10 protein-coding genes are annotated in these 12,671 nt (G+C 71.6%); 7 read left to right on the top strand and 3 right to left on the bottom strand.

What is annotated here, in order from left to right:
• Window positions 1-86 precede the first annotated feature (86 nt).
• Genes UK12_RS04570 through UK12_RS04560 form a run of 3 tightly spaced genes read left to right on the top strand, consistent with a single transcriptional unit; the run spans window position 87 to window position 2,613 of the window.
• The gene (locus UK12_RS04570) at window positions 87-575 is read left to right on the top strand and encodes a GntR family transcriptional regulator (RefSeq protein ID WP_442973770.1); all 489 of its coding nucleotides are present in this window, start codon (window positions 87-89) and stop codon (window positions 573-575) included.
• The gene (locus UK12_RS04565; RefSeq protein WP_231591041.1) at window positions 572-1,525 is read left to right on the top strand and encodes an ATP-binding cassette domain-containing protein; all 954 of its coding nucleotides are present in this window, start codon (window positions 572-574) and stop codon (window positions 1,523-1,525) included. The genes UK12_RS04570 and UK12_RS04565 overlap by 4 nt, the downstream gene beginning before the upstream one ends.
• Entirely contained in the window at window positions 1,522-2,613 is a 1,092-nt protein-coding gene (locus tag UK12_RS04560; RefSeq protein WP_045299787.1) for an ABC transporter permease, read from the top strand. Before UK12_RS04565 ends, UK12_RS04560 begins: the two co-directional genes overlap by 4 nt.
• Before the next feature lie 89 nt (window positions 2,614-2,702).
• Here UK12_RS04560 and UK12_RS04555 read toward each other — a convergent pair whose 3' ends face one another.
• Window positions 2,703-4,325: a purple acid phosphatase family protein gene (locus UK12_RS04555; RefSeq protein ID WP_045299785.1), complete on the bottom strand. Its 1,623-nt coding sequence runs from the start codon at window positions 4,323-4,325 to the stop codon at window positions 2,703-2,705.
• A gap of 601 nt (window positions 4,326-4,926) precedes the next feature.
• Here UK12_RS04555 and UK12_RS04550 point away from each other — a divergent pair.
• The 4 genes from UK12_RS04550 to UK12_RS04535 all read left to right on the top strand — a co-directional run bounded on the left by UK12_RS04550 (window position 4,927) and on the right by UK12_RS04535 (window position 10,040).
• Window positions 4,927-6,966, top strand: a complete 2,040-nt coding sequence (locus UK12_RS04550; RefSeq protein WP_045299783.1) for a PEP/pyruvate-binding domain-containing protein — start codon at window positions 4,927-4,929, stop codon at window positions 6,964-6,966.
• Window positions 6,967-7,060: 94 nt separating this feature from the next.
• Complete coding sequence (locus UK12_RS04545) at window positions 7,061-8,416, top strand: ATP-grasp domain-containing protein (protein ID WP_045299781.1); 1,356 nt, start codon at window positions 7,061-7,063, stop codon at window positions 8,414-8,416.
• A 33-nt stretch (window positions 8,417-8,449) separates the two neighbouring features.
• A complete protein-coding gene (locus UK12_RS04540) occupies window positions 8,450-9,589 on the top strand; it encodes a nucleotide disphospho-sugar-binding domain-containing protein (RefSeq protein ID WP_045299779.1) in 1,140 nt (379 codons plus the stop codon).
• A 4-nt stretch (window positions 9,590-9,593) separates the two neighbouring features.
• Window positions 9,594-10,040: a PfkB family carbohydrate kinase gene (locus tag UK12_RS04535; protein WP_231591040.1), complete on the top strand. Its 447-nt coding sequence runs from the start codon at window positions 9,594-9,596 to the stop codon at window positions 10,038-10,040.
• 70 nt (window positions 10,041-10,110) lie between these two features.
• Here the strand turns inward: UK12_RS04535 and UK12_RS04530 are convergent, their stop codons facing one another.
• A complete protein-coding gene (locus UK12_RS04530) occupies window positions 10,111-11,799 on the bottom strand; it encodes an FAD-dependent oxidoreductase (protein WP_045299777.1) in 1,689 nt (562 codons plus the stop codon).
• Between the two features lie 147 nt (window positions 11,800-11,946).
• A partial coding sequence (locus UK12_RS04525) for an AAA family ATPase (protein ID WP_045299775.1) occupies window positions 11,947-12,671 on the bottom strand: 725 nt, incomplete at its 5' end.

Below are 12,671 nucleotides of genomic sequence, written 5' to 3'. Positions count from 1 at the left end.
TGGTGTGCAGCCGACCCGGCCCTGTCAAGGCCAGGCTTGACGGAGGCCCTCCGAGCTGGGCAGGATTTAGCTAGATAACTAGTGGAATGGCGGTCAGCATGGTCGAGTACCTCATCGACCGGCACAGCGGACTCTCCCCGTACCTGCAGATCGTGGAGCAGACCAAACGCGCCCTGCGGCTGGGCGTGCTCCGCCCCGGTGACCAACTCCCCACCGCACGCGAGGTGGTGCAGGCCACCGCGATCAACCCCAACACCGTGCTCAAGGCGTACCGCGAGCTGGAACGCGAAGGGCTGGTCGACAGCCGCCGGGGGGTGGGCACGTTCGTACGGCGTTCCCTCGCCAAACCGCAGACCGTCGCGGACTCCCCGCTGCACGCGGAACTGGCCGCCTGGGTCCGGCACGCCCGCGAGGCGGGACTGGACCGCGAGGACGCCGCCGCGCTGATCACCATCGCCCTGGACAGCGGCTTCGCCGGCCCCGCACCGGCCACCACCGGCACGGCCGGGACGGCCTCAGCAACCCACACCACCGGCACGACCGACACCGACAAGGCCGACGAGGAGCCCGGGTGAGCCACCCCATACCTGACCCCGCCGATCACCTGGCGGACGACCCCCCGGCCCTGGAGGCGATCGGCCTCGGCCTGAAGTACCGCAGGCAGTGGGCGCTGCGCGACTGCGACTTCCGGCTGCCGGCCGGGCGGATCTGCGGGCTGGTCGGCCCGAACGGGGCCGGCAAGAGCACCCTGATGTCGCTCGCCGCCCACCTGCTGACTCCCGGCGCCGGGGAGATCAAGGTGTTCGGCGGGCCTCCCGGCACGCCTGCGGCCCGCCGCCGGACCGCCTTCCTGGGCCAGGACAAGCCGCTCTACCCCCGCCTGACCGTCGCCGAGACGCTGCGCGCCGGCCACGAGCTCAACCCCGGCTGGGACCAGGAGGCCGCCGAGCGGATCGTCCGGCACGGCAACCTCTCGATGTCCGCCCGGGTCGGCGGACTGTCGGGCGGTCAGCGCACCAGGGTCGCCCTCGCGCTGGCCCTCGGCAAGCGGCCCGACCTGCTGCTGCTCGACGAGCCGCTCTCCGACGTCGACCCGGTCGCCCGCCAGGAGCTCACCGGCCTCGTGCTGGCCGAGGCCGTCGAGAACGGCACCACCGTTCTGATCTCCTCCCATGTGCTCGCCGAGCTGGACGGCGTCTGCGACTACGTCCTGGTACTGGGCGACGGCCGGGTCCGGCTGGCCGGCGACGTGGACGAACTCCTCGTCTCCCACCGGCGGATCGTCGGCGCCCACGAAGGGGACGACCCGGTACCCGAACTCGACGGACACCACGTGGTCGAGGTCCGGCGGACCGGCCGTCAGGTGACCGCCATGATCCGACCGACGGCGGACCTCGACATCGACTGGGACGTGGCGGAACCGACCCTGGAGGAACTCCTGCTCTCCTACCTGCGCTCGCCCGACGCCCCGGCGCTGTTCACACCCGGCGCCCGTCCCGCCGCCGGAGCGGGGGCCGCCCGATGACCACCGGCACCCTCACCCCGGCCCGGCCCCGCCGGGTGCTGCACGGCGTCAGCTGGGTCGGCTACCGCCAGGAGCGGACGGCCCTCGCCGTCGCCGCCGCCGTGCTGCTCGCCGTCTGCGGCTGGCTGCTCTTCCTGGGCAGCACCATCAGCGACTACGTCACCGCCCACCACATCCAGGGCTGCAACGTCGTCTACTTCCCGCCCGAGTGCCAGGGGTCGGGTTCCGGCCTGGCGGAGGGCCTCGACCAGAAGTGGCAGCTGATGGTGCTGGCCACCGGCTGGCTCCTGGCCGCGCTGCCGCCCGCCCTCGGCCTGTTCCTCGGGGCGCCGCTGCTGGCGCGGGAGTTCGAGACCGGCACCTACCGGCTGGCCTGGACGCAGTCGGTCTCCCGGCGGCGCTGGCTGGCCGCCCGGCTGGGCATACCGCTGGCTGTGACACTGGTCGGCTCCACCGTGCTCGCCACCGTCTCCACCTGGTGGGTCCACGTGGTCGAGGGCCGCTTCGCGGTGCCCGGCTACTACCACTGGTTCACCTGGATGAGCCGGGCGACCAGCGGACCGGCCATGGTCGGGTTCTGCGTCGTCTCGGTCGCGATCGGCGCGGCCACCGGCCTGGTGGTCCGCCGGGTGGTGGCCGCGATGGCCGTCACCGCCGCTCTCACCGCGGCCGTCCGGCTGCTGGTGGACCACTTCCGGTTCGTTCTCCTGCCCGCGAAGCAGGCCGTGGCCGCCGCCCATGTGACCGTCCTCCAGCCGAGCGGCCGGACACCCCTGGTGGGCGTCGGCCACCTCGAAACGGGTGCGCCGCTGGAGTCGTACACCCTGGGCAACGGCTACCTCACCGCCGACGGACTGCGAATTCCGCTGGCCAACGACTGGATCAACACGCTGCCCGACGGAACCGCCGTCTGCCCGTCCGAACCCGCCCAGTGCATCGCGCACCACAGCGAGATCGTGCAGGCGTACTCCGACTACCAGCCGCCGAGCGCCGAGTGGCCGATGCTGTGGACCGAGGCCGGGATCAGCCTGGTCGTCGCCGCCGCCCTGACCGCCTTCTGCTTCGTGTGGATCCGCCGCCTGCGCTGACCTCGGCCCCCGGCCGCCGCACCTCGACGCCGGACACACCGTGAGCACGGCACCGGGGTGCGGCGTCCGGGGCGGCGGCGGGCCCGGCGTCAGCCGTCGGCGTCGGAGCGCGGCCGCTCCAGGGTGAAGGTGTCCACCGGTGTCAGGTCGCCGTGCGGCCCGTCGAAGGTGTAGTAGGTGACCCTCATCCGGGTCCGGCCGCTCCTGCGGTCACCGGGGTCGACGTCGAACGCGGCGAACCCATGGGTGTGCTGGCGGTCCTGGACCGAGGCCCAGGGGGCGTCCTCGGTGACCCAGACCGGATCCCGGTGGTGCGGCAGGACATTGCCCACCTGGCTGCCGAGCGAGACGATGACCCGGCCGTACGGCTTGTCGAAGAGGTCGCCCTGGGAGGTGGCGAAGTTCCCGCCCCCGCCGATCACCATATGGACGGTGCCCCGGCCGGTGTCGATCACGTCCTTCCGGGTCGAGACCGGCACCGGGGTGCGGGTCTCGTTGGGCAGCGAGCCGCGCACGGGGTGCGAGCGCTCGTAGTGGTGCTCGTGGCCGCTGACCACCAGGTCGACTCCGTACGCGTCGAAGAGCGGGCCCCAGGAGGTGCGTACGCCCAGGTCGCTGCCGCTGCCGGACTTGGTGCTGGAGATCATCGGCTGGTGCATGCAGACCACGATCCAGTCGACCGCCCTGTCGGCTCTCGCCAGCCTCAACTCCCTTTCGAGCCAGACCCGTTGAGCTCCACCCGAGTAGCCGTGCACATAGCTGTCCCCGGCGTCCTGGATCGCGACGTCGTCGTTGGCGAGGCTGATGAAGCGGACGGCGCCGACCGTGAACGCGTACCACATCCCCCGGGTCTCCTGGTCCGAGGAGGCGGACGACCGGGGCAGTTCGAAGTACGTCTGGTAGCCCGAGGCGCCGATGGGGCCGTTGCCCTTCTCGTTCTCGTGGTTGCCCGCACACGGCATCCAGGGGCGCAGCCGGGCGGAGCGGCTGTTGCTGATGAACCAGTCCGCCCAGGTCGCCACCCGGCTCTGCCCGAAGCGGCTGCCGGCCGCCGCGTAGCAGAGGTCGCCGTTGACCAGGTTGAAGAGCGGGCCGACCCGCTCCACGGCGGCCACGATGTCCGCGGACGCGGCCGAGCCGACCTGGCTGCTGCTGTAGAGGGGGAAGCCTCCGGTCGGTGACGGGACGTCCGGCGGAAGGGTGATCGTCCTGCGGAGGTTGGGGGTCGCCTGGTCGCCGAAGCTGGTGAAGGTGAAGGCCGCGCGGCCGCGCGGTGCGGTGGTGAACGAGCCCGTCTCCGGGACGGCGCCGTCGTGCACGGCCGCGTAGAGATAGGTGGTCGCCGGGCGCAGGCCGGCGAGCCGGCAGTGGTGGACGTACACCTCTTCGCCGGAGAGGCCGTCACGGTACGTCCTGGTCCCGGCGTCGAAGGCCCGGCCGAAGCCGCCCTCCGGCGAACCGAGCCGGACCTGCGGGCGCCCCACCGACTGCGGGGTGATCCAGGAGACGGTCATCTCGGCGGACGGGTCGGTGCCGAACTGCAGATGGAGTCCGCTCACGCTCGGCGCCCCGAGCCGGTGCGGGCGCGACTGGAGTAACGACCCGGGCGGGGAGGCCGGTTCGGCGGCGGAGGCCTCCTTGGCGCCTCCCACCGCCAGGGCGGCGCCGGCCGCCGATGATCCCTTGAGTATCGACCTGCGCGCGATCGCCACGGAACACCCTTTCCCCGGTGGGATGTTGGTGGCGAGCACAGTACCGGGAGATGTACGGCCGCAGTAGGTCCACGACCGCGCCCCGGCACTTCGGCAGAACCGAGCCGTGCGGAGGCGATCCATGGAGACGGTCGATGGAGGCGATCCATGGCGACGGTCCATGGAGATGATCAATCTTGATGCATACATGGCGATCATTCAGGCCGTCGGATCACCGGGGGATCATGCGCCGACCGGCCGAGGAAGTCCGAGGACCGCCGGACCGGGAGTCGGGCGGAATTCGGCGTTCCGGGAATTCGCGCAATGCACCTCAGCCCCACCCGAGTCCATCGCCACCCTGTGACCTTTACCACACCTTGACCTCACCCACACAAGCTCCTGCGCCACCGAACCCGCAGGTCATTGGCCGTGATCCCGGATTTCCGGGTAAAGCCGCGGTGATTCACCGACGAGATCCGAATGGCCGAATCAATACCTCCTGGCTTGAATTCGTCCAGAGTATCCATCAGTCGTGCAGATCTGGTGGCAATATGTGCGTAGCCGTACCACCTTCCGGCCCGGTGTACACCTGGCCGTGTACACGATGAAGAATGGCTGAACCGTGCGCATTTCCCGTCCGGGTCGCAATGAGGCGACCACCTGGCCTTCTGGTGCGGGCGACGAACTCACCCTTCCGGTGTTCTCCCAGCTCGCCGGTACCGTGGGGGGCTACCCCTACGTGAAAATCGTGATCGACCGCACCAAGTCGACGATCCACTTCATCGACAGCGCCGACGGTATTCTCCATGTCCACTACATCGCACGCGACATACTCGGTATATCCATCGACGAGCTGGCCCTGCGCCTCGATTCTTTCAACGACGACGTCTATCGAAACCCCGATCGCCGTTTCTACCTGGGAACACTGGCGCTGCACACCCGGGAGGCTGCGGAGAGCGGGCGGCCGGAGAGCTTCCTGTCGTTGGAGACCGTCGACGTCGACACCATGTCCAAGGACATGCTGCGGTTCTTCTACCACTCCGTGCGCGGCCACGTCGACCGGTCGCTGCCGCTGTTCCTCAAACCGGCCAACCACCTGCAGGAGGGTTACGTCGCGGACCTCCCGGAGTCCGAGATACCCCGGGTCCTGTCCCACGAGCTCTACGGCGCCGCGTCCTTCGTATCGCTGAACCCCGGATCGGCCCACGGCCGGCTGCGGGTGTTCCGGTCCGAGGAGGAATACCGGGCCAACACGGACCCACTGAAATGGCACGACATCATCGTGATGCCCCGAGTGCCCGAGGACATCCCCCGGCTGTCGGGCATCATCAGCGCCGAACACACCACCCCGCTGTCCCATGTCAACGTCATGGCCGCCGGGTGGCGGATTCCCAACGCCGTCCGGCTGGGCATCATCGACCGGATCGACCGGGCCGGCCTCGACGGCCGGTGGGTCGGCTACCGGGTCGAGGCCGACGCCCACGACGTCCTCCTCGAACCCGCCGAACAGCTCTCCGACGGCGGCCGGCTGCGGCCACGGGCGGCCGAGCACATCGTGCTGGACCGGCCCGAGCTCGCACCGACCCCGGTCACCTCCCTGTCCGAGCTGCGCATGGGCGACCACTGCCGGTTCGGTACCAAGGCCGCCAACCTCGGCGAGCTCTGCGATCTGCTCCAGCACGGCTCGCCGCGCTGGTTCGGCTTCTACCGCGTCCCCCGGCCGCCCCGGACGAACCTGCTGCGCTACCTCGCACGGCAGCTCGGCGTCCCGGGCGCCGACGACGACGCTCTGACGGCGAGCGCGGAACTCCTGATGAAGGAGTACGCCGAGGTGCCCCGGGGCATCGTGCTGCCGTTCTCCCTCCAGCAGCGCTTCCTGGAGTCCTCGCCGGAGATCCGACAGGCTCTCACCCGGCTGAAGAGCGCGCTAGAGCCGGGTACTTCGGAGACCGAGCAGACCGAGCAGACCGAGCAGCTCTGCCTCGAACTGCAGCGGCTGATCCGCAGCACCCCCGTCCCGGACGGCATCCGCACCGAGATCGACCGCGCGCTCGTCCGGCACCTGTCCGGCGTCTCCCGCTTCGTGGCCCGCAGCTCGTCCAACGCCGAGGACCTGCCCGGGTTCTCCGCCGCCGGGCTCTACCAGTCGGTGCCGGACCTCACCACCACGGACGCGGTCCTCGACGGCGTCAGGGAGGTGTGGGCCTCCCTGCTCTCCCCACGCGCCGTGGCCCTCCAGCACGAGGCGGGCATCCCCCTGGAGCGGTGCTACATGGGTGTGATCGTCCAGGAGCAGGTCGGCGCAACGACCGGCGGTGTGCTGGTCACCTGGAACCCGCTGAACCCGCAGGACTTCCGCAACGTCTACCTCAACATCTCCCAGCACTCGGTGACCGAGGTCGTCTCCGGCGAAGGCGCCCCGCTCCAGTACCTGTGCAACACGGTCGAGGGCGGCAGCCGCACGGTGTCGCTCGGATCCGCCTCCTGCGACCTGGACGCCGCGACCAAGGACGTCCTGTGCCGACTGGCCCTGATGAGCCGGCTGTTCCAGTCGCACTTCGCGCCCGACGACACCTTCGCCGCTCCGGTCGACATCGAGTGGGCGATCGACGGCGATCGGATCAGCCTGCTCCAGCTGCGCCCTTTCCAGACCGCGGCCTGACCCGCGACACCCGGTACCGGCCCACCGGCCCGTCCCGCCCCCGCCCCCGGCACCCGGTGCGGCGGCACCTGAACCGTTCTCAGGAGAAAGCCAGTTGAACAAGATCCTCTACGTCTACGTCAAGGGCGGCGCACCGCTGGAGTACGCGTTCCCGCGCATGGCCGCCTGCGGCGAGCTGCACGTACTCGCGCTCGCACCGCTGCCCACGACCGGAGCGGACGTGTGGCGGCCCTGCTGTACCGGCATCGACCTGGTGACCGATCCGCCGCGCGGTGAGGCCCTGGTCGAGCTGATCGTGGAGCACGCGAAGGCCATCGGCGCCGACGCCGTCCTGACCCTGTCGGAGTTCGCGGTGCTGGCCGTCGCGCACGCCGCGAGCCGGCTCGGTCTGGCCGGTGCCGGACCGGGGATCCTCCGGGCCAGGGACAAACGGCTGATGCGGGAGACCTGGGCCGCGGCCCAGGTGCCGATCCCCCGGTTCCGCCGGGTCGACAGCGTCCAGGACCTGCACACCGCCCTGGCCGAGTTGACGCCCCCGCTGCTGCTCAAGCCGGCCTGGGGCGCCGGATCGGTCGCCCAGCTCGTGCTGACCTCGCCCGCGGACGCCGTCCCGGCCTGGGCGGAGATCGAACCGGCGCTCCACGCCGGCAGTCGGGTGGGCATGAACGAGCTGTACGCACCGGACACCGACCGGCACCGGCTGGTCGAGGAGATCGCACAGGGCTCCACCGAGGGCTGGTACGAGGAACAGGGCTACGGCGACTACGTGAGCGTGGAGGGCATCGTCGCGGACGGCGTCTACCACCCCCTGTCCATCACCGCCAAGCTGCCGACCGTACCGTCGTTCGTCGAGGTGGCCAGCACCGCCCCGTGCGTGCTGCCGGTGCCCCTGCAACGCCGGATCGAGGACGTCTCGCGGCAGGCCGTCGACGCGCTCGGACTTGAGACCTGCGGCACGCACACCGAGCTCAAGCTGATGAAGGACGGACGGCTGGTGGTCATCGAGACCGCGGCCCGGTTCGGCGGCCTTCTGACGACCCGGCAGATCCACGAGGTGTTCGGGGTCGATCCCATCGGGATGCTGGTCCGCCAGCTCCTGGGAGAGCGGGTGGCGTACCCCGCGGCCATGCTGACCGACGGAGTCAGGGCGGCCGCGTCGGTGGCCGTCGTCCCCACCGACGCGGCCGGTGTGCCCTGGCGGACCAGGCCGGTCTGGAACCCGCAGGCGGTGGACTGGCAGAGCCTGCTGTCACCGGGCAGCACCATCGAGCCCGTGCCCGCGTTCGCCATGCCGACGGGTCGGCCGACACCGGTCTTCGATCCGTCGGCGGGGTCGCGCAACTGGCTGGGGGTCTACCTGCTGAGCGCCACCGACGCCGCGACGCTGCTCCGCGACTGCAACGCGGTACTGGACGGTCTCGAGACCGCCCTGCACCGGGCCGCCGGCTGAACCACGTTGTCCGCACCACTCTCTGGGGTCCTTATGCGTGTCCTGTTCGCCGGCGCACCCGGTGTCGGCCATCTCTTCCCGCTGGTCCCGCTGGCCAGGGCGCTGCGGGAGCTCGGCCACGAGGTCGCGGTGGCCTCGATGGACGGCGGGGAGGCGGTCGCCGGTTCGGGGCTGCCGTTCCTGCCCCTCTCCCCCGGTCTGGACTGGCGCCGGGAGATCCGCGAGGCCGGCCGCACCCGGCGGCCCGATCTGCTGAAGCGTGTGGTCGAGACCAACGCGGCCGACCGGGAGGCGTTCGTCCCGCTGGCCGCACACGTCAACAACGCCGTGGCCGACGCCACCGTCGAACTCGCCGCACGGTGGCGGCCGGACCTGGTGGTGTACGAGTACCTCTTCCCGGCGGCGCTGCTCGCAGCCGCGAGCCTGGGCGTGCCCGCAGTGCAGCACGACCTGGGGTTCGTGCGCACCCCGGGACTGCGCGCGCTGATGCTCGCGGAGATGGCGCAGACCTTCGCCCGGCACGGAGTCCACCGGCTGCCGGAGCACGTCGAGACCATCGACCTGGCGCCGCCGAGCATGGCAGCGGGACAGCGGTACGGCTGGTCGATGCGGCCGGTCTCCTACAACGGGGAAGGCCCGCTGCCCGAGCGCCTGGCCGCGCCCGCCCACCGCCCGCGGGTGGCGGTGACGCTCGGCACCGTTCCCCCCAAGACCGACGGGCTGACCAGGATCGAGCGAGTGATCGCGGCGGCGGCACACGTCGACGCGGACTTCGTGCTCGCCACCGGCGACCTCGACCTCAGTACGCTCGGCGCGCTGCCGGACAACGTGCGGTCCTACGGCTGGGTGCCGTGGCGGGCGCTGCTCGGCACCTGCGGGGCTGCGGTCCACCACGGCGGCAGCGGTACCGCGCTCGCCGCGTTGGACGCCGGCCTACCGCAACTGGTGCTGCCCGACGGCTCCGACCGCTTCGTCACGGCGGACGCGGTGCACGAGCGAGGGGCCGGGCTGAGCGCGACCGCCGGGGAGATCGACCCGGCCCTGCTGCAACGGCTGATCACCGACGACGCGTTGGCCGGGGCAGCGCGCGAAGTCCGCGCGGAGATCGCGGCGATGCCGAGCCCGGCAGCGCTGGCACCGCGCCTCACCGCCCTTGCCTCCCAGCGGGATTGACATAGTGCCGGCTGCTTCACCGAAGGCTCCCGGGGCGACCGGAACTGCTTGCCGGTATTTTCTGGACATCGTCTTCCTGTCCGCCACCGCCCTGGCGGACCCGGAGCGGACCATGCGGCGGATCGCCGAGCGGGGCCGCGCCCGGGTGGTCGTCGCCACCGCCGGAGCCGAGGGGGCACAGCTGCTGCTCGGCGACGAGCTGACCCGTCTTCCGGCCGTCCCGCCCCCGGGGCCGGTCGTGGACTCCAACGGCGCCGGCGACGCCTTCGCGGCAGGCTTCCTCTTCGGCTGGCTGAGCGGCGCCGCTGCGGTGCGGTCTCTACGGTGCCGTCGCCGGAGCCCACGCCTGCACCGTGCCGGCGACGAGGACCGACGCCATCGGCCGGGACGATCTGCTGGCCCGGGTGGCGGAGTTGGAGTCCGGGCCGGCGGTTCCACCGCCCCACGGTGACACCGGCGCGGGCGGGCGCGCCTGACGGGCAGGTTGCTTCACCTGCTGTGGCTCGTGGGGTGGGCGGCTGTCAGCGGATGATGGGTGATCCGACCACCCTGAGGTGTTCGTGGACCAGGCGGACGGCCATCGCGCCCTCGCCGACGGCGGAGGCCACCCGTTTGACCGAGCCGGTGCGGACGTCGCCGACGGCGAAGACCCCGGGGCGGTCGGTCTCCAGGGCGAGCGGGGTGCGGGCCAGATGGCGCCAGAGCTCGGCCGGGGCGGTGCCGACCGCGTCCTGGCCGGTGGGGACGGACCCGTGCGAGTCCAGGCCGACGGCGCCGGTGAGCCAGGCGGTGCAGGGACGCGCGCCGATGAAGACGAACACGGCGCGGTCTGCCAGCACACGCTGCTCGCCGGTGCGGTTGTCCCGTACCAGGACGGCCTCGACCCGGTCCGTGCCGGTCACCTCCTGCACCTCGGTGTTCAGCAGGACCTCGATCCCGGGGTGCCGGGCTATCCGGTCGGTCAGGTAGCGGGACATCGAGGCGTCGAGGTCGCCGCCGCGTACCAGCAGGTGGACGGCGGGCGACTGGGCGGCCAGGAAGAGCGCGGCCTGGCCGGCGGAGTTGCCGCCGCCGACCACGGCCACCGGGTCCAGCCGGCAGGTCCTCGCCTCCCAGAGCGTGGCGGCGTAGTGGACACCGAGGCCCTCCAGCCGTTCGGAGCCCGGCGCGGGCAGGCGCCGGTAGCGGGCGCCGGTGGCCAGCACCACCGTGCGGGCGGAGATCGCGGCTCCGTCCGCGAGCCGTACCAGGTGGTGGCCGCCCTCCTGTTCCAGGCCGACGGCCTCGGCCGGGACGGTGATCCGGGCGCCGAACCGCCCGGCCTGGAGGACGGCCCGTTCGGCGAGGTCGGCGCCCGAGATGCCGGCCGGGAAGCCGAGGTAGTTCTCGATCCGGGAGGAGGTGCCGGCCTGGCCGCCGGCGGCCACGGCCTCCAGCACGATGGTGCTCAGCCCCTCGGAGGCCCCGTAGACGGCAGCGGCCAGACCCGCCGGTCCGGCACCGACCACCAGCAGCTCGCAGACCGCCGCGACGGCCGGGTCGGTCCGCAGGCCGATCACCCGGGCCAGTTCGGCGGTTGAGGGGTTGCGCAGCACGCGGTCCTCGCGCCACAGCACCACGGGGGTCTGCTCGGGAGTGACGGCGAGGCGGCGCAGCAGTGCCTCGGCCTCGGTGTCCTGCTCCAGGTCGACCCAGCGGTGCGGGAGCCGGTTGCGGGAGGCGAACTCCAGCAGCCGGCGGGTGTCCGGGGAGAACCGGGAGCCGATGATCCGGAAGCCGCTGCCGTGTCCGGCGAGCATGACGCGGCGCTGCAGGTAGGCGCGGAGGATGAGGTCGCCGAGCGGGGGTTCGCGGACCAGCAGGTCCCGCAGGTCGGCCCAGGACACCGCGAGGACCTCGCCGGGTTCGCGGACCACGGCGGTGAGGAAGGCGGGCTGGCCCTCCAGGAGGCCGAGTTCACCGATTAAGCCCCGGGGGCCGTACAGCTGCATGGTGTTCTCCGGGCCGCCGTAGCCCTCGACCACGGCCACGCTGCCGCGCAGGACCACGAAGAACTCCTCGCTGAGTTCGCCCTCCCGGAAGAGCAGTTCGCCCGCGCCGACCGGCCGGCGCTGCCCGCAGGTGCGCAGGACGGCCATCTGGTCGTCCGTCAGCCGGGGGAAGGCGCCGTAGGGGTCCGGTGTCGGCACGGGCGTCTGTGCGGTGGTCACGGCTCACTCCCTCGGACGGTCGCGGATGGGGCTCAGACCATGGCTCCGTGGCGGACGGTAGCCTCGGCACTCATGCGGCCCTCCTCTCTCCGTTCGTCGGGCGCGAGCGCAACGCGCACCCCCAGATGATTCGCGGGCTCCGCCCGCTCATGCGGACTCCTCGGACTCGTCCCGGAAGCCGACGGCCAGTTCGCCGTCCCGGGCGTCGATCACGACCGTCGCGCCCTCGCGGACGTCACCGCCCAGCAGCGCACGCCCGATCTTCGTCTCGACCTCGTGCGAGATGAAGCGGCGCAGTGGCCGGGCCCCGTAGACCGGGTCGTAGCCCTCGGCGGCGATCAGGCGCCGCGCGTCCTCGGTGAGGGTGAGGGTGATGCGCTGGTCGGCGAGCCGGCGGCGCAGCTCGTCGAGGAGCAGGTCGACGATGCGTTCGATCTGGGCCAGTCCGAGCGGGTGGAAGAGCACGATGTCGTCGACCCGGTTGAGGAACTCGGGCCGGAAGTGGCTGTTGAGTTCGCCCAGCACCAGGTCACGTACCTCGGGTTTGATCTCGCCGCCGGCCGTGGCGTCCTGGAGCAGGTACTGGGAGCCGAGGTTGGAGGTCATGATGATGACGGTGTTGCGGAAGTCGACGGTGCGGCCCTGGGCGTCGGTGATCCGGCCGTCGTCCAGTACCTGGAGCAGGGTGTTGAAGACGTCGGCGTGGGCCTTCTCGACCTCGTCGAAGAGGACGACGGAGTACGGCTTGCGGCGTACGGCCTCGGTGAGCTGGCCGCCCTCCTCGTAGCCGACGTATCCGGGGGGTGCGCCGACCAGGCGGCTGACGGTGTGCTTCTCCTGGTACTCGCTCATGTCGAGGCGGATCATGTTGC

The sequence above is a fragment of the Saccharothrix sp. ST-888 genome (assembly GCF_000955975.1).
GTDB lineage: Bacteria > Actinomycetota > Actinomycetes > Streptomycetales > Streptomycetaceae > Kitasatospora.
This window is presented reverse-complemented; position numbering and strand designations above follow the sequence as displayed.